Source organism: Pseudomonas sp. MD195_PC81_125 (genome assembly GCF_014060985.1).
Lineage (GTDB): Bacteria > Pseudomonadota > Gammaproteobacteria > Pseudomonadales > Pseudomonadaceae > Aquipseudomonas > Aquipseudomonas parakoreensis.
In genome coordinates this window covers 1-20,533 of sequence record NZ_JABULD010000397.1, presented here as the reverse complement: position 1 = coordinate 20,533, position 20,533 = coordinate 1, and the positions used below count along the sequence as shown (strand labels likewise).

Annotated in this window: 18 protein-coding genes and 6 pseudogenes; 13 read left to right on the top strand and 11 right to left on the bottom strand. The window is 60.7% G+C overall.

From position 1 onward, the window contains the following. The first annotated feature begins 104 nt into the window (after positions 1 to 104). Both HT737_RS16330 and HT737_RS16325 read left to right on the top strand, forming a co-directional pair. Positions 105 to 425 (top strand): DUF2388 domain-containing protein, encoded by a 321-nt coding sequence (locus HT737_RS16330; RefSeq protein ID WP_041074727.1) that lies wholly within the window; start codon positions 105 to 107, stop codon positions 423 to 425. Next, a pseudogene (locus HT737_RS16325) lies at positions 422 to 2,384 on the top strand (DUF4105 domain-containing protein). The gene HT737_RS16330 and the pseudogene HT737_RS16325 overlap by 4 nt, the downstream one beginning before the upstream one ends. An 84-nt stretch (positions 2,385 to 2,468) precedes the next feature. On the opposite strand, the pseudogene HT737_RS16320 reads toward HT737_RS16325, so the two are convergent. The 3 genes and pseudogenes from HT737_RS16320 to trpB all read right to left on the bottom strand — a co-directional run bounded on the left by HT737_RS16320 (position 2,469) and on the right by trpB (position 5,078). Then, positions 2,469 to 2,910, bottom strand: a pseudogene (locus tag HT737_RS16320) (anti-virulence regulator CigR family protein). A gap of 123 nt (positions 2,911 to 3,033) precedes the next feature. Next, the gene (gene trpA / locus HT737_RS16315) at positions 3,034 to 3,846 is read right to left on the bottom strand and encodes a tryptophan synthase subunit alpha (protein ID WP_095667889.1); all 813 of its coding nucleotides are present in this window, start codon (positions 3,844 to 3,846) and stop codon (positions 3,034 to 3,036) included. After that, positions 3,846 to 5,078 carry a tryptophan synthase subunit beta gene (trpB, locus tag HT737_RS16310; protein WP_041074734.1) on the bottom strand — a complete coding sequence of 411 codons (1,233 nt, stop codon included), beginning with the start codon at positions 5,076 to 5,078 and terminating at the stop codon, positions 3,846 to 3,848. The genes trpA and trpB overlap by 1 nt, the downstream gene beginning before the upstream one ends. A gap of 113 nt (positions 5,079 to 5,191) precedes the next feature. On the opposite strand from trpB, the gene HT737_RS16305 reads away from it, so the two are divergent. After that, positions 5,192 to 6,109 carry a LysR family transcriptional regulator gene (locus HT737_RS16305; RefSeq protein WP_047297489.1) on the top strand — a complete coding sequence of 306 codons (918 nt, stop codon included), beginning with the start codon at positions 5,192 to 5,194 and terminating at the stop codon, positions 6,107 to 6,109. Here the strand turns inward: HT737_RS16305 and HT737_RS16300 are convergent. Beyond that, entirely contained in the window at positions 6,082 to 6,408 is a 327-nt protein-coding gene (locus HT737_RS16300) for a YqjD family protein (protein WP_003220391.1), read from the bottom strand. The genes HT737_RS16305 and HT737_RS16300 overlap by 28 nt on opposite strands. Positions 6,409 to 6,565: 157 nt before the next feature. Here HT737_RS16300 and HT737_RS16295 point away from each other — a divergent pair, with 157 nt between their 5' ends. Together HT737_RS16295 and HT737_RS16290 are read left to right on the top strand one after the other, a co-directional pair. Next, the gene (locus HT737_RS16295) at positions 6,566 to 6,781 is read left to right on the top strand and encodes a dodecin (RefSeq protein WP_027610201.1); all 216 of its coding nucleotides are present in this window, start codon (positions 6,566 to 6,568) and stop codon (positions 6,779 to 6,781) included. 124 nt (positions 6,782 to 6,905) lie between these two features. Continuing rightward, positions 6,906 to 7,130, top strand: a complete 225-nt coding sequence (locus tag HT737_RS16290; protein WP_047297488.1) for a DUF1161 domain-containing protein — start codon at positions 6,906 to 6,908, stop codon at positions 7,128 to 7,130. 165 nt (positions 7,131 to 7,295) lie between these two features. Here HT737_RS16290 and HT737_RS16285 read toward each other — a convergent pair. Next, positions 7,296 to 8,298: pseudogene (locus tag HT737_RS16285) on the bottom strand (LLM class flavin-dependent oxidoreductase). 240 nt (positions 8,299 to 8,538) lie between these two features. Between HT737_RS16285 and HT737_RS16280 the strand changes: the two are divergent. Continuing rightward, the gene (locus HT737_RS16280) at positions 8,539 to 8,970 is read left to right on the top strand and encodes an OsmC family protein (RefSeq protein ID WP_041074742.1); all 432 of its coding nucleotides are present in this window, start codon (positions 8,539 to 8,541) and stop codon (positions 8,968 to 8,970) included. Between the two features lie 242 nt (positions 8,971 to 9,212). After that, on the top strand, positions 9,213 to 9,452 hold the full coding sequence (locus HT737_RS16275; RefSeq protein ID WP_047297485.1) for a DUF1161 domain-containing protein: 240 nt from the start codon (positions 9,213 to 9,215) through the stop codon (positions 9,450 to 9,452). Positions 9,453 to 9,458: 6 nt separating this feature from the next. Here the strand turns inward: HT737_RS16275 and HT737_RS16270 are convergent, their stop codons facing one another. Together HT737_RS16270 and HT737_RS16265 are read right to left on the bottom strand one after the other, a co-directional pair. After that, complete coding sequence (locus HT737_RS16270; protein ID WP_047297484.1) at positions 9,459 to 9,878, bottom strand: lipoprotein; 420 nt, start codon at positions 9,876 to 9,878, stop codon at positions 9,459 to 9,461. A 40-nt stretch (positions 9,879 to 9,918) separates the two neighbouring features. Next, entirely contained in the window at positions 9,919 to 10,341 is a 423-nt protein-coding gene (locus HT737_RS16265) for a hypothetical protein (protein ID WP_182403275.1), read from the bottom strand. Positions 10,342 to 10,399: 58 nt separating this feature from the next. Between HT737_RS16265 and HT737_RS16260 the strand changes: the two genes are divergently transcribed. Beyond that, a complete protein-coding gene (locus HT737_RS16260; RefSeq protein ID WP_182403272.1) occupies positions 10,400 to 11,476 on the top strand; it encodes an aminopeptidase in 1,077 nt (358 codons plus the stop codon). Between the two features lie 54 nt (positions 11,477 to 11,530). On the opposite strand, the gene HT737_RS16255 is transcribed toward HT737_RS16260, so the two are convergent. Together HT737_RS16255 and HT737_RS16250 are read right to left on the bottom strand one after the other, a co-directional pair. Then, positions 11,531 to 12,181, bottom strand: a complete 651-nt coding sequence (locus HT737_RS16255; protein WP_047297481.1) for an HAD family hydrolase — start codon at positions 12,179 to 12,181, stop codon at positions 11,531 to 11,533. 28 nt (positions 12,182 to 12,209) lie between these two features. Next, positions 12,210 to 12,755, bottom strand: coding sequence for a gamma carbonic anhydrase family protein (locus HT737_RS16250; protein WP_182403270.1), 546 nt, complete (start codon positions 12,753 to 12,755; stop codon positions 12,210 to 12,212). Positions 12,756 to 12,817: 62 nt separating this feature from the next. On the opposite strand from HT737_RS16250, the pseudogene prlC reads away from it, so the two are divergent. Both prlC and HT737_RS16240 read left to right on the top strand, forming a co-directional pair. Further along, positions 12,818 to 14,895: pseudogene (gene prlC, locus HT737_RS16245) on the top strand (oligopeptidase A). Beyond that, positions 14,892 to 15,176, top strand: coding sequence for a YheV family putative zinc ribbon protein (locus HT737_RS16240; RefSeq protein ID WP_007962808.1), 285 nt, complete (start codon positions 14,892 to 14,894; stop codon positions 15,174 to 15,176). Before prlC ends, HT737_RS16240 begins: the two are co-directional and overlap by 4 nt. Before the next feature lie 45 nt (positions 15,177 to 15,221). Here the strand turns inward: HT737_RS16240 and HT737_RS16235 are convergent, their stop codons facing one another. Continuing rightward, positions 15,222 to 15,866 carry a dual specificity protein phosphatase family protein gene (locus tag HT737_RS16235; protein WP_047297512.1) on the bottom strand — a complete coding sequence of 215 codons (645 nt, stop codon included), beginning with the start codon at positions 15,864 to 15,866 and terminating at the stop codon, positions 15,222 to 15,224. A 306-nt stretch (positions 15,867 to 16,172) separates the two neighbouring features. Here HT737_RS16235 and HT737_RS16230 point away from each other — a divergent pair, with 306 nt between their 5' ends. The 3 genes and pseudogenes from HT737_RS16230 to HT737_RS16220 all read left to right on the top strand — a co-directional run bounded on the left by HT737_RS16230 (position 16,173) and on the right by HT737_RS16220 (position 20,021). After that, the gene (locus tag HT737_RS16230) at positions 16,173 to 16,919 is read left to right on the top strand and encodes a gluconate 2-dehydrogenase subunit 3 family protein (RefSeq protein ID WP_182403268.1); all 747 of its coding nucleotides are present in this window, start codon (positions 16,173 to 16,175) and stop codon (positions 16,917 to 16,919) included. Between the two features lie 2 nt (positions 16,920 to 16,921). Continuing rightward, positions 16,922 to 18,707 (top strand): annotated as a pseudogene (locus tag HT737_RS16225) (GMC family oxidoreductase). A 12-nt stretch (positions 18,708 to 18,719) separates the two neighbouring features. Beyond that, complete coding sequence (locus HT737_RS16220; RefSeq protein WP_182403266.1) at positions 18,720 to 20,021, top strand: cytochrome c; 1,302 nt, start codon at positions 18,720 to 18,722, stop codon at positions 20,019 to 20,021. 73 nt (positions 20,022 to 20,094) lie between these two features. On the opposite strand, the pseudogene HT737_RS16215 reads toward HT737_RS16220, so the two are convergent. Then, a pseudogene (locus HT737_RS16215) lies at positions 20,095 to 20,398 on the bottom strand (hypothetical protein). Between the last annotated feature and the right edge of the window lie 135 nt (positions 20,399 to 20,533).

Here is a 20,533-nt window from a genome sequence, read left to right as displayed (position 1 = left end):
AATCCCGACCAAAACTTCATGTCAGCGACCTTGAACTGGCACAGGCAATTCTCGTCCAATAGTTATCCTGATCCCTAGTCATCATTGCCCTCCGGAGTCGTTCCATGCGTAGCCCGCTGATTGCTGCCGCCCTTGGCCTGTTTGTATTGGCCGACGTGGCCCAGGCGCACACCCTGGTAGCCACCAGTAACATCATCGTTCGTGCCTCCCAGCGCACCATCGATTTCACCTCCGATACCACCACGTCGATTCGCGATTCGAAAATCATCCGCGAAGCCCACGACGATGCCGCCAGTTTTGTTGCCACCAACGGCGATATCCGTGGTGCGCACCTGGAAGCCGCCCTCAACACCTTGCGCACGCGAGTGCCGGAAGCCCGCGACGCCAGCGATCAGGTGCTCGCCGAAGCCATTCTTGCCCTGTGAAGTCACTCGGCGCCTGGCTACTGGCCGGGGCGTTGTTGCTGCTTGGCAACAGCGCCCACGCCAGCCTGCAATTGCGGCTCAAGACCGACGGTCTGAGCCCCGCCCAGCAACAGGCCAGTCAGGCGCTGCTCGATGAAGCCATGCAGAAGCTGCCGCCCAGCTTCGTCGAACAGCTGGACCGGCGCATCGACGTCGGCTGGTCCGACGACATGCCCGGCAACGCCTACGGCCAGGCGACCCTGGTTGCCGAACTCGACCTGAACCGCAAACTGCTCGCCAGCCTCACCGACGGCAGCGCGGCCAAAGAAAAGACCAATCGCCCTCACGGCACCGTGCGCCAGGAGCTGCTGGCAACCGTGTTGCACGAGCTCACCCACATTTATGACCGCGCGCGTCTGTGGCCCGCCGCCGAGCGCACGCTGATCCAACGCTGCACTCGCCGCAGCAACAGCGCCGGCCTGATCGGCATTCCCGACGAGTGTCGCGGCCAGACCGAACGCCGCTTCACCCTCAGCGATGACCCGCGCCTGCTCGACCTCGCCGGGCTGGCAACAGTACGTCGGGCGGCGCGGCGAGCGTGAACAGCACAACCGCCAGGTGGCCCGAAGCCCGGATCTGTACGAGATTTCCAGTCCGAAAGAGTTTGTCGCGGTCAACATGGAGTATTTCCTCCTCGACCCGAGCTACGCCTGCCGACGTCCTGCGCTCTATCGCTACTACAAGGAGCGCTTCGGCTGGGCACCACCGGCCAGGGACACCTGCAGCAACACCTTCGCCTTCCTGAATGCCGGCAACGACTTCGCCAAACAGCCACTGGGACAGGTCGATCCGGAGCGGGTGTATGCCGTCGACTACTTGCTGGCCGAAGCCAACCAGAATTGGGTCAGCCGCTGGGGCCACAGCATGCTGCGCCTGGTGATCTGTGCGCCGGGACGACCACGGGGCCCGGATTGCCGGCTCGACCTCGACCAGCATCTGGTGTTGTCGTACCGCGCCTTTGTCGGTGACGTGCAGCTGTCGAGCTGGGACGGACTGGTCGGCAAGTACCCGTCACGGCTATTCGTGCTGCCACTCGCCCAGGTCATCGACGAATACACCAAGACCGAACTGCGCAGCCTCGCTTCGGTACCGCTGAACCTGTCGCGCAAGGAAATTGAAGAGGTGGTCGAACACGCCGCCGAGATGCACTGGAGTTACGACGGCAACTACTTCTTCCTGTCCAACAACTGCGCCGTGGAAAGCCTCAAGCTGTTGCGCAGCGGCAGCAATAACAAGCAACTGATTGGCCTGGACAGCATCATGCCCAACGGTTTGCTTGAAGTGCTCAAAGGCCGTGGCCTGGCCGACACCAGCGTGCTCGACAATCCCAAGGAAGCTCTGCGCCTGGGTTATCGCTTCGATTCGTTCCGCGATCGCTATCAGGCGATGTTCGATGTCTTGAAGAAGCAGTTGCCGATCAAACAGACCACCGTCGAGGACTGGCTATCGCTGTCTGCCGAAGAACGCCGGCAGTGGTTCGAGCGCGCAGACCTGCGCACCAGTGCAGCGTTGTTGCTGCTGGAACAGGCGAGTTATCGCCGCCAGTTGCTGCTGGCCCAGGATGAGGTCAAGCAACGCTACCTCGGTGCCCGGGAGCTGGAGAACGGTGGCATGGACAAGGCCAACGCAACCCTGCAGGAAATTCTCGCCAACAGTGGCTTCCTCAGTCGTCCGGCGGAACTGCTCGACAGCCGCGGTTACGGTTTGCCGCAACCGAGCGAGTTCAAGCGCCTGCAGGACGAAAGCAGCCAGCGCCAGAAGCAACTGCTGGCGCTGAGCGGTGATCTGGACAAGGAAGTGCGCAAGTTGCTGGAGCCCAAGCGAGCGGCCGAGATTGCCGCCAGTGAAGCCAACGTGAAGCAGATCGGCGAGCATCTGCGTAAATTGCACAAGGCATCCGGCGGGCTGGAGTTGCCTTAAAAGCAAAAGATCGCAGCCTGCGCAGCTCCTACAGAGATAAATGTAGGAGCTGCCGCAGGCTGCGATCTTTTTACTGCCTGTAAATCAGTACAAAACACCGTCCAGAATTTCGTAAACGATCCCGGTACCTACCGCGATCAGCACAATGTCCCCCACCGGCCCGGCGCCACTCATAACCCGGATACACCGGCAGACGGCTCAGCGCCCGCCCGTCCAGCCGCTCGCCATAGTAACCGTGCGGCAACGGTCGGCCGCGTTCCAGATGAATGCCCGGAGGTGGCGGTGCGCCACGTACGAAGTAGCCGTGGTTGTCGCGAATGGTCTGCCGCACCGGGCCGAAGTCGTGTGGCGGGCCACCACGGTGATCGTTCTGCGGGCCACGGTGATCGTCACCACGGTTATCGTAGTGGCCCGGTTGCGGGCCGCCGTGGTCATGATCATCGCGTGGATCGGCGCTGGCCAGCAGCGGCGTCGCGCTGAGCATCAGCACGCCCAGTCCGGCAATCAGACGTTTCGGCATTTTCATCGGGTCTTTCCTCACGGCACCAACAGCAAAAAAGGGATTCAGAACGTGGTTCTGAATCCCTCGGTCTTGCTCAATTAGGCTGTGTTGCGAGGTGCTAATTCCTCTGTATCAGGAACTTTACCTTCAACTGACGCGGGCCTGACGCACGCCTTCGGACAGCGCCTTGCACAGACCCAGCACACCATCGACCGCCTGCGCCGGCGTGGTCGCATTGGCGATGTGATCGATCAGTGCCGAGCCCACCACCACACCGTCCGCCAGGCGGGCGATGGACGCCGCCTGCTCCGGAGTACGGATACCGAAGCCGATGCTGATCGGCAGATCAGTGTGTCGACGCAGGCGAGCCACCGCTTCTTCGACATGCTCCAGAGTTGCGGCACCGGCACCGGTCACACCGGCCACCGACACGTAGTAAACGAAGCCCGAGCTGCCATTGAGCACTTTCGGCAGACGCGCATCGTCCGTGGTCGGGGTGGTCAGGCGGATGAAGTCCAGACCGGCAGCCTGTGCCGGGTCGCACAGTTCATTATTGTGCTCTGGCGGCATGTCGACCACGATCAGACCGTCGACGCCCGCTTCCTTGGCATCAGCGATGAAACGTTCAACGCCATACATGTGGATCGGGTTGAAGTAGCCCATCAGTACCAGCGGCGTGTCGCTGTTGCCTTCGCGGAACTCACGCACCATCTGCAGGGTTTTCGCCAGATTCTGCCTGGCGCCCAAGGCACGGATGTTCGCCAGTTGAATCGCCGGGCCGTCGGCCATCGGGTCAGTGAACGGCATGCCCAGCTCGATCACGTCGGCGCCAGCGCCGGGCAGGCCTTTGAGGATCGCCAGCGAGGTGTCGTAGTCCGGATCACCGGCGGTGACGAAGGTCACCAGCGCGGCGCGATTCTGTTGCTTGAGGTCGGCAAAACGGGTTTGCAGGCGGCTCATCAGTGTTTCTCCTGCTTGGACTGTTCCATGTGATGCATGACGGTCTGCATGTCTTTGTCGCCACGGCCGGACAGGTTGACCACCATCAGGTGATCCTTCGGCAGTTTCGGTGCGCGTTTGAACACTTCAGCCAGCGCATGCGCGCTTTCCAGTGCCGGGATGATGCCTTCGAGGCGGCAGCACTGATGGAACGCAGCGAGGGCTTCGTCGTCGGTGACCGAGGTGTACTGAACGCGGCCGATGTCATGCAACCAGGCGTGCTCAGGGCCAATGCCCGGATAATCGAGACCGGCGGAAATCGAGTGGGCGTCGATGATCTGACCATCGTCGTCCTGCAGCAGGAAGGTACGGTTGCCGTGTAGCACACCCGGCACGCCGCCGTTCAGACTGGCCGCGTGCTTGCCGGTCTCGATGCCGTAACCGGCAGCTTCGACGCCGATGATCTCGACGCTCTGGTCGTCGAGGAACGGGTGGAACAGGCCCATGGCGTTGGAACCGCCGCCAATGCACGCCACCAGGCTGTCCGGCAGACGACCTTCCTGGGCTTGCAGCTGCTCGCGGGTTTCCTTGCCGATCACGGCCTGGAAGTCGCGCACCATGGCTGGGTACGGGTGCGGGCCGGCCACGGTGCCGATCAGGTAGAAGGTGCTGTCAACGTTGGTCACCCAATCACGCAGCGCTTCGTTCATCGCGTCTTTCAGGGTGCCGGTGCCGGCGACCACCGGGATCACTTCGGCGCCCAGCAGCTTCATGCGGAACACGTTGGCCTGCTGCCGCTCGATGTCAGTGGTGCCCATGTAGATCACGCAATCCAGACCGAAACGTGCGGCCACGGTAGCGGTCGCCACGCCGTGCATGCCGGCACCGGTCTCGGCGATGATGCGTTTCTTGCCCATGCGCCGCGCCAGCAGAATCTGGCCGATGCAGTTGTTGATCTTGTGCGCGCCGGTGTGGTTCAGCTCTTCGCGCTTGAGGTAAATCTTCGCACCACCGCAGAACTCGGTCAGACGCTCGGCGAAATACAGCGGGCTCGGACGCCCGACATAATCACGCTGGAAGTAGGCCAGCTCTTCTTTAAACGCTGGATCTTCCTTGGCCGCTTCGTATTCACGGGCCAGATCGAGGATCAACGGCATCAGGGTTTCCGCCACGTAGCGGCCGCCGAACGCGCCGAACAGGCCGTTATCGTCAGGGCCGCTGCGCAGGTTGGAGGTGTTCGAAGTCTGGGTCATGATGTGCTCCAGGTGAATTCGGGTCATAAGACAATGACGCCACTCTACCCCTGACCTTCCAGACTGAAAACCGATAAGATCGCCACATCCTGTCAGGAAAACTCACAGATACCATGAGCCATGACCTTCCTCCGCTGAACGCCTTGCGCGCATTCGAAGCCACCGCCCGACTGAACAGCGTCAGTCAGGCGGCCGAACAGCTGCACGTTACTCATGGCGCAGTCAGCCGGCAGCTCAAAGTGCTTGAAGCGCATCTGGGCGTGAGCCTGTTCGTCAAGGATGGTCGCGGCTTGAAACTCACAGATGCCGGAGCTCGTCTGCGCGATGCCAGCGGCGAGGCCTTTGATCGCTTGCGCAGTGTGTGTGCCGAGCTGACGCAGAGCACCGCTGACGCGCCGTTCGTGCTCGGCTGCTCGGGAAGCCTGTTGGCGCGCTGGTTCATTCCACGCCTGGGCCGGCTGAATGCCGACCTGCCGGACTTGCGTCTGCACCTGTCGGCTGGCGAAGGTGATCTCGATCCACGGCGCCCGGGTCTCGATGCCTTGCTGCTCTTCGCCGAGCCACCATGGCCGGCAGACATGCAGGTCTACGAACTGGCCGCAGAACGCATCGGCCCGGTGCTGAGCCCGCTGTTCAGCGGTCATCAACGCCTGCAGGCAGCGCCGGCGTCAGCCTTGCTCAGCGAGCCGCTGCTGCACACCACATCGCGTCCGCAAGCCTGGCCGAGCTGGGCACAGCAAAATCACCTCGACGCCAAGGCGTTGAAGTTGGGGCAAGGTTTTGAGCATTTGTATTATCTGCTGGAAGCCGCAGTGGCCGGACTCGGCGTGGCAATCGCGCCCGAGCCGCTGGTGGCCGAAGACCTGAAGGCCGGTCGCCTGGTTGCACCGTGGGGCTTCTGCGAAACCCCGGCGCAACTGGCGTTGTGGCTACCCAAGCGCGCCGCAGACGGGCGCGCCCGGCAACTGGCGCAGTGGCTCAAGAACGAGCTGCGCCAGACGGATCACTCGCCGCGCTTGAACAGCAGGTAAGCGGCCAGCAGACCGATCGCACCGACGGCCACACCAGCAGTGGTCCAAGGATGTTCCTGAGCGTAATCGCGGGTGGCGATGCCGGTCTCGCGGGTTTTCACTTTGACTTCTTCATAGGCGTCGCTGAGCAGGCTGCGCGAATGTTTCAGCGCGCTTTCAGCGTTGCTCTTGAGTGCCTTGAGCGTCTTGCGCGACTCGTCCGAAGCGTCGTCTTTGAGGCTTTCCAACGATTTGAGCAGACTCTCGATCTCGGCTTCCATGCTTTGCAACGAGGCTTTACGTAAAGAGGTGTTGGCCATGGTGGCTCTCCTGCATTGGTGATGAGTGGCGTGTGTTGGTTGGGACTTCAGCAGTTTGAGAAAGTGCAGAAAATCTGAACTTCGCTTGCATCGAGCCGCCGAAATCAACAGTGCAGATTCACTGCTAGTCTCAAATCCACACGTCAAGGAGATCGCCATGAGTGACCATCACACCTACAAGAAAGTCGAGCTGGTCGGCTCGTCCACCAGCAGCATCGAAGACGCCATCAACAACGCGCTGGCCGAAGCCAACAAGAGCATCAAGCATCTGGAGTGGTTTGAAGTGGTCGAGACGCGTGGCCACATCAAGGACGGCAAGGCTGCGCATTTCCAGGTAACCCTCAAAGTGGGCTTTCGCATTGCCAGCAGCTGAGTTTGGGCTACGCTTCTGAACTTGCGCGCTGGCCGAGTGCCATAGGAATGGCAAAGCGCTACAAGGTGAGCGCATCGGCATAGCCGGTGCCCGCCTCTTTTAATCCGACCAGGGAGTGCGACCGATGAAGAAGTTCATATTGGCAGTAGGTTTGTTGAGCCTTGCGGGTGGCGCGTTGGCTGCTGGCAAGCCTTGTGAAGAGTTGAAAAGCGAGATCGCGGCGAAGCTGGATGCCAAGCACGTTTCCGGGTATTCGCTGGAAGTCGTCGACAAGGGTGCGGCCGCTGACGGCAAAGTCGTCGGCACCTGTGAAGGGGGCGCCAAGGAAATCGTCTACAAACGCGGTTGATTGCGCCTGAAATGCAAAAGCCGACGCGAAGGCGTCGGCTTTTTTGTGGGCGATGATTTACATGCAGGAGCTGCGGCACGCTGCGATCTTTTGATCGTGGCTTTGAAAAATCAGATCAAAAGATCGCAGCCTCGTTTCACTCGACAGCTCCTACAGTAGTCCGCGTTATCCTTTCATGACCTGCGCCAGCAGTTCGTAGGAACGTACGCGATCGGCGTGTTCATAGAGATCGCAAGTGAAAATCAGCTCGTCGGCCTGGGTCTGCTCGACCAGCACTTCCAGTTTCGCGCGAATCTTCTGCGGGCTGCCGACCATCGCCAGGCCGAGGAAATCCCCCACCGCCTCGCGCTCATGGGGCAGCCACAGGCCGTCCATGGTTTTCACCGGTGGACGTTGCACCAGACTCTGCCCACGCATCAGCGCGAGGATTCGCTGGTACACCGAGGTCGCCAGATAATCGGCCTGCTCATCGGTATCCGCCGCCACCAGCGGCACCCCGAGCATCACGTACGGTTTATCGAGCACCGCCGAAGGCTTGAAGTGGTTGCGATAGACGCGAATCGCCTCATGCATGAAACGTGGAGCGAAGTGCGAGGCGAAGGCGTAAGGCAAGCCGCGCTCACCGGCCAGTTGCGCACTGAACAGGCTGGAGCCGAGCAGCCAGATCGGCACATGGGTGCCGGTGCCGGGCATCGCGATCACCCGCTGATCCGGCGTGCGCGGGCCGAGGAAGCGCGCCAGCTCGGCAACGTCTTCCGGGAAATCGTCGGCACTGCCGGAGCGTTCGCGGCGCAGAGCGCGGGCCGTCATCTGATCGGAGCCGGGCGCGCGGCCCAGCCCCAGATCGATGCGTCCCGGGTACAGGCTTTCAAGCGTGCCGAACTGCTCGGCGATCACCAGCGGTGCGTGGTTGGGCAGCATTACTCCGCCAGAGCCGACGCGAATCGTCGAAGTCCCCCCCGGCCAGATATCCCAACAGCACCGAGGTGGCGGAGCTGGCGATGCCGTCCATGTTGTGGTGCTCGGCCACCCAGAAGCGGGTGTAGCCGAATTTCTCGACGTGCTGCGCCAGGTCCAGCGAGTTGCGCAGCGATTGCGCCGGGCTACCGGTCTCGCGCACCGGCACCAGATCGAGGGTGGAAAACTTTACGTCGGACAGTTGCTTCATAAACCTGCGTCTCCGAGTGGGGTGCAGGTTTTTTCTTGCGAACGAAAACCTGCCGAATTCATAAGCGTGTTCTGTGCAATGAGGGCATATACCCGAGTTTCAATAGCTGAGAGAAAAATCCTACTAAAAAAGTCAACGATTCACCTGAGCTGAACTTTGTCCCGGCGTCTATCCTCAGAAGCCTTGCAAGCAAAAACCACGACGGCGCGGCGTTCCGCGCCAGTTCTTGAGGAGGCAGACATGGCTATCGTGAAGAAAGCATCCGCACATTGGGCAGGCGATCTGAAAACCGGCATCGGCTCGATCTCTACCGAGACCGGCGTCCTCAGAGAAGCGCCTTACGGCTTCAAGGCCCGCTTCGAGGGCGGCAAAGGTACGAACCCGGAAGAACTGATCGGCGCCGCCCATGCCGGCTGTTTTTCCATGGCGTTTTCAATGATTCTCGGTGATGCGGGTCTGAAGGCCGAGAGCATCGATACTCAGGCAGAGGTCACACTGGACCAAGTGGATGGCGGCTTTGCCATCACTGCAGTCAAACTGATTCTCAAGGCGAAAATCCCGGGGGCGACTCAGGCGCAGTTTGAAGAACTGAGCACCAAGGCCAAGGAAGGGTGCCCGGTGTCCAAGGTATTGAATGCGAAGATTACCCTTGAGGCTTCGCTGGTCAGCTGATTTGCGCAGGCTTCGACAAAGGCGTTGCTGGCACTGACGCCTTCGCGGGCAAGCCCGCTCCCACAGGATTTGGGTCGGCCCCTGACCTGTGGGAGCGGGCTTGCCCGCGAAGGCGATTTGAATAGCACCGCAATTGCTGAAGATGTGAGCGACATCAGAACCTGCGCTGCAAGAATATGGTCGAATAAGTGACAGCAGCTTCAGCGCACGCCCGTGCGCGCTGCCCCATGGAGCTTCAGGATATGAAACGTATTGGCTTGGCGATCCTCTGCAGTGCACTGGCCACTTCGGTTTTTGCGGCACCGAAAGACTGCGAAGAACTCAGGAAAGAGATCGAAATAAAGATTCAGGCTAAAGCAGTGCCGTCCTACACACTGGAAATCGTCAGCAAGGAAGAAGCCGCAAAACATGACATCGCCATGGTGGTCGGTTCATGTGAGAACGGCAGCAAGGCGATCATCTATCAGAAGAACGACAGCTGAGTCGTCTCAGTTAATGCAGTTGTAGTCGCGATCCTCGGCGACGATTTCGCGTTTGGCGTTGTACAGTCGGGCACTCGGGGTGAACCCTAGCGAACGACCTTCCAGCAGATAACGCTGGCCGGCTTCGAAATGGTCGTAGCGGATGTACAGGTAGCACAGGCGCTCGACCGGGCCAGTCATTAGCGCACCGCCGCCTCCAAACACCTCGAAGTCAAACCGCACACGCAGCTCGTGGCTACCAGGCGTGACCTGAAAGAAACGCCCATCGGTCAGCCGTTGATTGTCCAGGCGCTCGGCCATCAGCAATTTGCCGCCCGGGGTCGGGGTTGAGAAATCGACCCAGGCCATTTGCGGATCGACCGGTGGCAGTGGCGTCTGGCAGCCGGCAATAGCGCCGACTGCGAGCAACAACATCAACTTGCGCATGATGGATGTCCAAGGATTCGGACCTCCAGCATAGCGCTGATCACGTGCGCTGACAGCCTGCCGGCGTACCTTGGCCGACCACATTGTGCTGCTCGTCATAGAGCTTCGCCCATGGCCGGAAACCGATGCTGCCAGCTTGCAATTGATAACGCTGTCCGGCGTTGAATTCCTTGAATGTCAGCTTCAACTGGCAGTCGCGCCACAGAGGCTCGGCGTCGGGGCCAATGTTGGTGGCTTCGACCGGGAATTGGTAGCGCACCTTCAATTCGTGGCTGCCGGGCTGCACTTCGAAATAACGTTTGTCGACCGTGGCCCGGCTATCGACCTGCAGCGCTTGCAGCGCGGTGTCCTGTTGCCGGGCATCGAGATCGATCCAGGCTTGCGAGGGATCAGGGTCGGGCATTCCGAATCCGGCACATCCGGCCAGCGTCAGCAGGCCTCCTGTCAGCAACAACATGCGCATAGCGAAGCTCCAAATGGCGGGATAGTCTTGCGGGCAGACTTTCCAAAGGATTTTTATTTTGAGCAGGCCGCTTCCAAGCCATGGGTTACTTGATCGCGTTTTGCGGATTTTGTTTCCGGGTGTGATGTTTTTGTTGCTCAACGGTTGTTCCAGCGTCAGCTATTACAGCCAGTTGGCGAGCGGCCAATTGCAGTTGCTGCGCGCGCGCGAGCCAGTGGCCAAGGTGATCGCCGACCCGAGCCGCGACGCCAAGCTGCGCACGCACCTGAGCCAGTCACAGAAGGCCCGGGACTTTGCCAGCGAACAGCTGCACCTGCCGGACAACCAGAGCTATCGGCTGTACGCTGACATTGGCCGGCCCTATGTGGTGTGGAACGTGTTCGCCACCCCGGAGTTTTCCCTGAAGCCGCAGAACCATTGCTTCCCGATCGCCGGTTGCGTGGCCTATCGCGGCTACTACAGCCAGAGCGCCGCGCGCGGCGAAGCGGCGATCCAGCGTCTGCAAGGCATGGATGTGTCGATTGGCGGCGTCGAGGCCTATTCGACCCTCGGCTGGTTCAATGACCCGATCCTCAATTCGATGATGGGCTGGGGCGATGAGCGCCTGGCCACGCTGATCTTTCACGAACTGGCGCATCAGCGCTTCTACGTGAAGGACGACACCGAGTTCAACGAGTCCTTTGCCACGTTTGTCGAGCAGGAAGGCACCCGCCAGTGGCGGGCGTTTCGTGGCCTGCCTGCGGATACCGACTCGCGGCTAAAGCAGCGTGATCAGTTCATTGAGCTGGTGCTGGAAACACGCTCACGCCTGGAAAAGCTCTACGCTCAGCCGCTACCGGCCGAGCAGATGCGCGAACGCAAAGCGGCGACGTTCGAGCAGTTTCGCCGCGATTACCGGGTCATGCGCGACAACCAGTGGGCTGGGGACAAGCGTTATGACGCTTGGGTGAATCTGCCGCTGAACAATGCGCGGTTGTTGCCGTTTGGGCTGTATGACCAGTGGGTGCCGGCGTTTGCGGCGCTGTTCAGGCAGGTTGGCGGGGATTGGGTGCGGTTTTATGTTGAGGTCGAGAAGCTAGGCGGGTTACCTGTCGCGGAGCGTAAAGCGGCCTTGAAAACTTTGGCCGGATCTTGAACTGATGTCGGCTGATCCGGCCTCATCGCTGGCTTGCCAGCGATGGCGCTATGATCAACGCCGCAAAAACGCCTGATGCAACTCGGCCAACGTCTCAAAGTGATAAGCCGGCGCCTCGGCACTCAACTCTTCAAAACTGCCAAACCCATACCCCACCGCCGCCGCGTCCACGCCGTTGCTGCGCGCGCCGATCAGATCATGCTTGCGATCGCCGATCATCAGCGTGTTGCGCGGATCCAGCCCTTCCTCAGCGATCAGGTGCGCAATCAGCTCGACCTTGTTGGTCCGCGTGCCATCCAGCTCACTGCCGTAGATCACCTTGAAGTGTTTGGCGAAGTCGAAGTGCCGGGCGATTTCCCGGGCGAACTCCCACGGTTTGGACGTCGCGATATACAGCTGTCGCCCTTGGCCGCTCAGGGTTTCCAGCAGCGGCGTGACGCCGTCGAACACACGGTTCTCGTACAGGCCGGTGACCTTGAAGCGCTCGCGATAGAAATTCACCGCCTCCCAGGCCTTGGCCTCGTCGAAGCCATAGAACTGCATGAACGCCTGCAACAGCGGCGGGCCGATGAAGTGTTCAAGTTTGCTCAGGTCCGGCTCGTCGATGCCGAGCTTGCTCAAAGCGAACTGGATGGATCGGGTGATGCCCTCTCGCGGGTCGGTCAGGGTGCCATCGAGGTCGAACAGTACGGTCTGGTAATGCATGAGAAATCCTGAGCAGGTGTAGGTCGATTCAGGGCCGGTCGTAGCCTTCGGCCAGATGCAGGTCCTTGAGCTTCACGTAGTTCGCCGCGCTGTAGGTGAAGAAGGCGCGTTCCTTGTCGGTCAGCGGACGGACCTGTTTCACCGGGCTGCCCACGTACAGGAAACCACTTTCCAGGCGCTTGCCCGGTGGTACCAGGCTGCCGGCGCCGATGATCACGTCATCCTCGACCTGCGCGCCGTCCATGACAATGCTGCCCATGCCGATCAATACGCGGCTGCCAACGCTGCAGCCATGCAGCATGACCTTGTGGGCGATGGTCACGTCATCGCCGATCAGCAGCGGAAAACCGTCCGGGTTGAATGGCCCGGCGTGGGTGATGTGCAACACGCAACCGTCCTGCACGCTGGTGCGCGCACCGATGCGGATGCAGTGCATGTCGCCTCGGATCACGGTCAGCGGCCACACGGAGCTGTCTTCGCCGATTTCGACGTCGCCGATCACCACCGCGCAGGCGTCGACAAACGCGCCTTTACCGAGCTGCGGGGTGTGATTCTGGTACTTGCGAACGGACACGATAATTTCTCTCTCTGTCGCCGATAGCTGCGGTGAGTGCCGATTGTAATTAAGATGGGCGCATGTTTCTCCCAGCCAAGGTGCCAACCGTGAGCGTGAACAACCCTCTTCTGCAGTCCTACGACCTGCCGCCGTTCTCCACGATCCGTGCCGAACACGTGCTGCCAGCCATTGAAACGATCCTGGCCGACAACCGCGCCGCCATCGCCGAAATCCTCAAGACTCAAGTCGAGAACCCGACCTGGGCCGGCCTGGTATTGGCAATGGACGAACTCAACGATCGCCTCGGCGCTGCCTGGAGCCCGGTCAGCCACCTCAACGCCGTGTGCAACAGCGCTGAACTGCGCGAGGCCTACGAGTCGTGCCTGCCGGCCCTGAGCGCCTACTCCACCGAGATGGGGCAGAACCGCGAGCTGTTCCAGGCTTATGAAGCGCTGGCCAACAGCCCGGAAGCCGCCAATTTCGACGTGGCGCAAAAAACCATTCTGGAACATGCCCTGCGCGATTTCCGTTTGTCGGGTATCGACCTGCCGGAAGCCGAACAGAAGCGTTACGCCGAAGTGCAGAGCAAACTGTCCGAGCTGGGCAGCCGCTTCTCCAACCAGTTGCTCGACGCCACGCAAGCCTGGACCAAGCACATCACCGACGAAGCCGCCCTCGCCGGCCTGACCGACTCGGCCAAGGCGCAAATGGCCGCTGCCGCCCAGGCCAAAGGCCTTGATGGCTGGCTGATCACCCTGGAGTTCCCGAGCTACTACGCGGTGATGACCTACGCCCAGGATCGTGCCTGCGGGAAGAAGTCTACGCTGCCTACTGCACCCGTGCGTCGGATCAAGGCCCGAACGCCGGGCAGAACGACAACGGCCCGGTGATGGAAGAGATCCTCGACCTGCGTCAGGAACTGGCAAAACTCTTGGGCTTCGCCAGCTTCTCCGAGCTGAGCCTGGCCACGAAAATGGCCGAGTCCAGCGATCAGGTGCTGAGCTTCCTGCGCGACCTGGCCAAGCGCAGCAAACCGTTTGCCGCGCAGGATCTGCAGCAGCTGCGCGCCTTCGCCGCCGAACAGGGCTGCGCCGATCTGCAGAGCTGGGACAGCGGTTTCTACGGGGAAAAACTCCGCGAGCAGCGCTACAGCGTCGCTCAGGAAACCCTGCGCGCCTATTTCCCGATCGACAAAGTCCTCGGCGGCCTGTTCGCCATCGTTCAGCGTCTGTACGGCATCGAGATCGCTGAACTGAAAGGCTTCGACACCTGGCACCCGGATGTTCGCCTGTTCGAAATCAAGGAAAACGGCCAGCACGTCGGGCGCTTCTTCTTCGACCTCTACGCCCGCGCCAACAAGCGTGGCGGCGCGTGGATGGACGGCGCCCGCGACCGTCGCCGCACCGTCGACGGCGTGCTGCAAAGCCCGGTGGCCAACCTGGTGTGCAACTTCACCCCGGCCGACAGCGGCAAGCCTGCGCTGCTGACCCACGATGAAGTGACCACCCTGTTCCACGAATTCGGCCACGGCCTGCATCACCTGCTGACCCGAGTTGATCACGCCGGTGTTTCCGGGATCAACGGCGTGGCGTGGGATGCGGTCGAGCTGCCGAGCCAGTTCATGGAAAACTGGTGCTGGGAACCGGAAGGCCTGGCGCTGATTTCCGGTCACTACGAAACCGGCGAGCCGCTGCCGCAAGACCTGCTGGAGAAAATGCTCGCAGCGAAGAACTTCCAGTCCGGCCTGATGATGGTGCGGCAGCTGGAATTCTCGCTGTTCGACTTCGAACTGCACGCTACCCATGGTGACGGCCGCAGCGTGGCGCAAGTGCTGGAAGGCGTGCGCGACGAGGTGTCGGTGATGCGTCCACCGGCGTACAACCGCTTCCCCAACAGCTTCGCGCACATCTTCGCCGGCGGGTACGCGGCGGGCTATTACAGCTACAAGTGGGCGGAAGTGCTGTCGGCGGATGCCTTCTCCAAATTCGAAGAGGATGGCGTGCTCAACGCCGACACCGGTCGCGCCTTCCGCGAAGCGATTCTGGCGCGTGGCGGTTCGCAGGCCCCAATGGTGCTGTTCGTCGACTTCCGTGGCCGTGAGCCATCGATTGACGCACTCTTGCGCCATAGCGGCCTGAGTGAGGACGCAGCAGCATGAGTGAGGCACCTGTGATTACCAAGAAGCGCTTTATCGCCGGGGCTGTCTGCCCGGCGTGCAGCGAGCCGGACAAACTGATGATGTGGAACGAGGACAGCGTGCCGCACCGCGAGTGCGTGGCCTGCGGTTACTCGGATACGCTGAACGAGCAAGGGCTGTCGGTTCCCAAGGAACTGGGCACGCGGGTCAATACCAGCGCGCTTAAGCCGGCGCCGGACAAGACGGTCCAGGCCGTGCAGTTCTTTCCGAATCCGAAGCTGAAGAAAAAGTCCGAAGACTGAGCCGGCAAATAACCCTCCACGGTGCAATGCCGTGGAGGGTGCGGCTTACTTGAGGTTGACTGACTGGAACCAGCTCTTCATCGAGCAAGTGGCAAAGGCACTGGTGCTGCAGTCGCCGTTAGCCAGCGCGGTGCGCAGTTTGTCGACATCGGCCTGCATCACGTAGCGCACGCCATCCTTGAAATGGCCGCTTTCACCAAAACCGCCCTGCGTCATTTCATTCAGCGCGTCTTCCTTGCTCCAGCCCTGCACCACGATTCGGTACATCGCCGCCATCAGGCCGGTGCGGTCGGAACCGTGTTTGCAGTGCATCAGCACCGGGCCGTTGGCTTCGGCAGCCTGAATCGCGCGCAGCGTCTTGAGCACATCGGCGTCATCGACGTGGTTGGTGCGATAAGGCAGTTGCACTTGATTGATGCCCGGCTCGGACAGCCAATTGCTGTCGGCTTCCGGCAGGAAGTTGATCACCGTCGCCACTTTGAGATTTTTCAGCAACGGCACCGCGCCGCCATCCGGCAAGGCACTGCGGTACAGCGTTGGCGACATCTGGAACAGGTTGTACTGCACTTCCACCGGTTGCGCCCACTCCGGCGGGCGCGATGTGACAGCGGCATCAGCCTGGGCCGGCATCAAGTGCAGCAGAGCGACAAGCGACAAACACAAAACAGGAAAAAGACGCACTCGAGACATGCTGGGCTGACCGTAATCGGAATTCATCAATGAAAGGCCTCGCAGCTTCCACGTCTGACGGTCAAAGCCCTGTGAGGCTCTTGTCAAAGAATTGTGAATCCGGGCGATTTCATTCAGCGCCGGGTAAAAAACCGAGGCTTTTTCCCACTGAATCGGTTCATCCCGATGATTAGCCTGCTACCATTTGTCACACGATGTTGCAGGCGTCCCCTTTTTCCCGGTCAAACGGGCCGCGCGCCGCGACGAAAAAATGCTCAAGCCGTTCGCAGAAACGGACAACCATCAATGCCTGATGAGGTGCACCCCATGTCTGATGCAGATCGAGACAACCCGCGGCGTGAGTTTTTGCGCAAATCCCTGACCCTGATTCCCGTGGTCACCCTCGCCGGCACCGGCTTGGGCAGCAGCGTGTTGCAAGCTGCCCCTGAAGCCACCTCGAAGACGCCCGCAGCAACACCGGCCCAGGCTGACGCCAGCGCTTATCAGCCGAGCTATTTCACCGCCGAGGAATGGGCCTTCATCAACGCCGCCGTGGCGCAATTGATCCCCAATGACGAGCAAGGCCCGGGTGCCCTGGAAGCCGGTGTGCCGGAATACATCGACCGCCAGATGAACACCCCGTACGCCGCGGGTGCCCTGTGGTACATGCAGGGTCCGTTCAACGCCGACGCTGCGCCGGAGATGGGCTGGCAGAGCAAACTGGTGCCCAAAGAGATCTATCGCCTGGGCATCGCTGCCACGGACCAGTGGGCAAAATCCCTCAACGGTAAAACATTTGCCGAGCAAGACAGCGCTACCCGAGACGATTTGCTCAAGCAACTCGAAGCGGGAAAACCGCAGTTCGATGCGGTTCCAGCGAAGATTTTCTTCAGCCTGCTGCTGCAAAACACCAAGGAAGGGTTCTTCTGCGACCCGATCCACGGCGGCAATAAAGGCATGGTCGGCTGGACCATGATCGGCTTCCCCGGCGCCCGCGCCGATTTCATGGATTGGGTGGAACGCAACGAGCAGTACCCCTTCCCGGCAGTTTCGATTCGCGGCGAGAGGGCTTGAGCATGGCAACCGTAATGAAGAAGGTCGACGCGGTGATCGTCGGTTTTGGCTGGACTGGCGCGATCATGGCCAGGGAGCTGACCGAAGCCGGGCTCAACGTGCTGGCGCTGGAGCGCGGGCCGATGCAGGACACCTACCCTGACGGCAACTATCCGCAGGTGATCGACGAACTCACCTACAGCGTGCGCAAAAAAACTCTTTCAGGACATCTCGAAAGAAACCGTCACCATCCGCCATAGCGTCAACGATATCGCCCTGCCGAACCGCCAGTTGGGCGCGTTCCTGCCGGGTAATGGCGTCGGCGGCGCCGGTTTGCACTGGTCGGGCGTGCATTTTCGCGTCGATCCGATCGAACTGCGTATGCGCAGCCATTACGAAGAACGCTACGGCAAACGCTTCATCCCCAAGGACATGACCATCCAGGACTTCGGCGTCAGCTATGAAGAGCTGGAACCGTTTTTCGATTTCGCCGAGAAAGTCTTCGGCACCTCGGGCCAGGCCTGGACCGTGAAAGGTCAACTGGTCGGACAGGGCAAGGGCGGCAACCCTTACGCACCGGATCGCTCCAATCCGTTCCCGCTGGAAGCGCAGAAGAACACCGTTTCCGCACAACTGTTCGGCAAAGCGGCGACAGAGGTCGGTTACAAACCCTACAACCTGCCATCGGCGAATACTTCAGGCCCATACACCAATCCCTACGGCGCACAGATGGGCCCGTGCAATTTCTGCGGATTCTGCAGCGGTTACGTGTGCTACATGTATTCCAAGGCGTCGCCGAACGTGAACATTCTGCCGGCGCTCAAGCCGCTGCCGAATTTCGAACTGCGGCCCAACTCGCGTGTGCTGCGGGTCAATCTCGACAGCACCAAGTCCAAGGCCACCGGCGTGACTTACATCGATGGCCAGGGCCGCGAGATCGAGCAGCCGGCGGATCTGGTGATCCTCGGCGCTTTCCAGCTGCACAACGTGCGCCTGATGCTGCTCTCGGGCATCGGCAAACCGTACGACCCGATCAGCGGCGAAGGCGTGGTCGGGCGTAACTTCGCCTACCAGAACATGGCGACCATCAAGGCGTTCTTCGACAAGGACACCCACACCAACAACTTCATCGGGGCGGGCGGCAACGGTGTGGCGCTGGATGACTTCAACGCCGACAACTTCGACCACGGCCCGCACGGCTTCGTCGGTGGCTCGCCAATGTGGGTCAACCAGGCCGGCAGCCGGCCGATTGCCGGCACCTCGAACCCGCCCGGCACGCCGGCCTGGGGTAGCCAGTGGAAACGCGCGACCGCCGATTACTACACCCACCAGGTATCGATGGACGCCCACGGCGCGCACCAGTCCTACAGAGGCAACTACCTCGATCTGGATCCGGTGTACCGCGATGCCTACGGTTTGCCGCTGCTGCGGATGACCTTCGACTGGCAGGAAAACGACATCAAGATGAACCGCTTCATGGTCGAGAAAATGGGCAAGGTCGCCCAAGCCATGGGCCCGAAAGCCATTGCGGTGATCGGCAAGCAGGTCGGTGATCATTTCAACACTGCGGCCTACCAGACCACCCACCTCAACGGTGGCGCAATCATGGGCACCGATCCGAAAAAGAGCGCCCTGAACCGTTACCTGCAGAGCTGGGACGTGCACAACGTGTTTGTGCCAGGCGCGTCGGCGTTCCCGCAAGGACTGGGTTACAACCCGACCGGATTGGTGGCGGCGTTGACCTACTGGTCGGCCAAGGCGATCCGCGAGCAGTACCTGAAAAACCCCGGCCCGCTGGTTCAGGCTTAAGGAGCGATGACCATGAACAATCTCGTTATCGCCACCCTGGCCCTGCTCGGCAGTGCTGCCGTGCACGCCGCCGACGTCGATCAGGCGTTGATCAAACAAGGCGAATACCTCGCCCGCGCCGGTGACTGCGTGGCCTGCCACACCGCCAAGGGCGGCAAACCGTTCGCCGGCGGCCTGCCGATGGAAACGCCGATCGGCACGATCTACTCGACCAACATCACCCCGGACAAAACCGGCGTCGGTGATTACAGCTTCGAGAACTTCGACCAAGCGGTGCGCCACGGCGTCGCCAAAAACGGTAGTACGTTGTACCCGGCGATGCCGTATCCGTCCTACGCCCGGGTCAGCGAAACCGACATGCAGGCGCTGTACGCCTACTTCATGCACGGCGTTGAACCGGTGGCGCAGGAGAACAAGGCCAGCGACATCCCATGGCCGCTGAGCATGCGCTGGCCGCTGATGGGCTGGCGCTGGCTGTTTGCGCCGAAAGTCGAGGACTACAAGGCCACTTCGGACGACCCGGTGATCGACCGCGGCGCCTATCTGGTCGAAGGCCTCGGCCATTGCGGCGCCTGCCATACGCCACGAGCCCTGACCATGCAGGAGAAATCCCTGAGCGCGGCAGATGGCAAGAGCTTCCTCGCCGGCAGTGCGCCGCTGGAAGGCTGGATCGCCAAAAGTCTGCGCGGTGATCACAAGGATGGCTTGGGCAGCTGGAGCGAAGCGCAGCTGGTGCAGTTCCTCAAGACCGGACGCAGCGACCGCAGTGCAGTGTTCGGCGGCATGAGCGATGTGGTGACTCACAGCATGCAATACATGACCGACGCCGACCTGACCGCCATTGCCCGCTACCTCAAGTCACTGCCGGCAGTTGATCCGAACGATCAGCCGCACCAGTACGACGAGAAAGCCGCCAAAGCCCTGTGGAACGGCGACGACAGTCAACGCGGCGCAGCGGTGTACATCGACAACTGCGCGGCCTGCCACCGTACCGACGGCCACGGCTACACCCGGGTGTTCCCGGCGCTGGCGGGCAATCCGGTGCTGCAATCGGAAGACCCGACCTCGCTGATCCATATCGTGCTCAAGGGCGGCACCCTGCCGGCCACCCACACCGCGCCATCGACCTTCACCATGCCGGGCTTCGCCTGGCGCTTGTCGGATCAGGAAGTGGCGGACGTGGTGAGTTTTATCCGTGGCAGTTGGGGCAACAAAGGCGCACCGGTGAGCGCAGACGAGGTCCGTCATCTACGCACCAGCGACATGACCACCACCTCGGCTGATGATCTTGGTCAGGTAACCCGCAGCAACTAAAAAAAGCCCTGCCCGTATTAAATACGGGCAGGGCTTTTTATTCAGATCACAACTAAGCTGACGCCTGACCAGATTATGGATTCATGATACTGACATAAGCCTTGGCCAGCGCCAGCAACTTGGCTTTATCATCTGCATCAATATCACCATCCCCATCGACATCTTTTTCATTGCTTACATCGAACGTTTCGCCACCGTCATAGGACGACGCAATGATGATCCGCGAATCCAGCAGAGAGTCGGTCGGCACGGCGTTTTCTGCGTCCCAGCCAGATTGCTTCTGCGCAAACTGCATGGACACCAGTACTTCATCCGGATCAACCGGAGTCGGACCAAAGTTTCTGCAAAAAGATGCCGCGATGATTAAAGTAAGACACGTTTAATTCCTTTTAAAATATTGAATAACAGAAAGACAACAAGACGAATAATAACGACATTGCAAGTTGTACTTCCAGTTGAAAGATGTGTCTTCGGTTTGCGATAAATATATATATATCAATCCATGAACCACG

Coding starts and splice junctions, on each gene's coding strand:
- HT737_RS16230 (WP_182403268.1), top strand. CDS start 16,173: ATGTCTGATGCAGATCGAGACAACCCGCGGCGTGAGTTTTTGCGCAAA.
- HT737_RS16305 (WP_047297489.1), top strand. CDS start 5,192: ATGAGCCATGACCTTCCTCCGCTGAACGCCTTGCGCGCATTCGAAGCC.
- HT737_RS16295 (WP_027610201.1), top strand. CDS start 6,566: ATGAGTGACCATCACACCTACAAGAAAGTCGAGCTGGTCGGCTCGTCC.
- HT737_RS16270 (WP_047297484.1), bottom strand. CDS start 9,878: ATGCGCAAGTTGATGTTGTTGCTCGCAGTCGGCGCTATTGCCGGCTGC.
- HT737_RS16255 (WP_047297481.1), bottom strand. CDS start 12,181: ATGCATTACCAGACCGTACTGTTCGACCTCGATGGCACCCTGACCGAC.
- HT737_RS16220 (WP_182403266.1), top strand. CDS start 18,720: ATGAACAATCTCGTTATCGCCACCCTGGCCCTGCTCGGCAGTGCTGCC.
- HT737_RS16275 (WP_047297485.1), top strand. CDS start 9,213: ATGAAACGTATTGGCTTGGCGATCCTCTGCAGTGCACTGGCCACTTCG.
- trpA (WP_095667889.1), bottom strand. CDS start 3,846: ATGAGCCGCCTGCAAACCCGTTTTGCCGACCTCAAGCAACAGAATCGC.
- HT737_RS16300 (WP_003220391.1), bottom strand. CDS start 6,408: ATGGCCAACACCTCTTTACGTAAAGCCTCGTTGCAAAGCATGGAAGCC.
- HT737_RS16240 (WP_007962808.1), top strand. CDS start 14,892: ATGAGTGAGGCACCTGTGATTACCAAGAAGCGCTTTATCGCCGGGGCT.
- HT737_RS16330 (WP_041074727.1), top strand. CDS start 105: ATGCGTAGCCCGCTGATTGCTGCCGCCCTTGGCCTGTTTGTATTGGCC.
- trpB (WP_041074734.1), bottom strand. CDS start 5,078: ATGACCCAGACTTCGAACACCTCCAACCTGCGCAGCGGCCCTGACGAT.
- HT737_RS16235 (WP_047297512.1), bottom strand. CDS start 15,866: ATGTCTCGAGTGCGTCTTTTTCCTGTTTTGTGTTTGTCGCTTGTCGCT.
- HT737_RS16265 (WP_182403275.1), bottom strand. CDS start 10,341: ATGCGCATGTTGTTGCTGACAGGAGGCCTGCTGACGCTGGCCGGATGT.
- HT737_RS16290 (WP_047297488.1), top strand. CDS start 6,906: ATGAAGAAGTTCATATTGGCAGTAGGTTTGTTGAGCCTTGCGGGTGGC.
- HT737_RS16280 (WP_041074742.1), top strand. CDS start 8,539: ATGGCTATCGTGAAGAAAGCATCCGCACATTGGGCAGGCGATCTGAAA.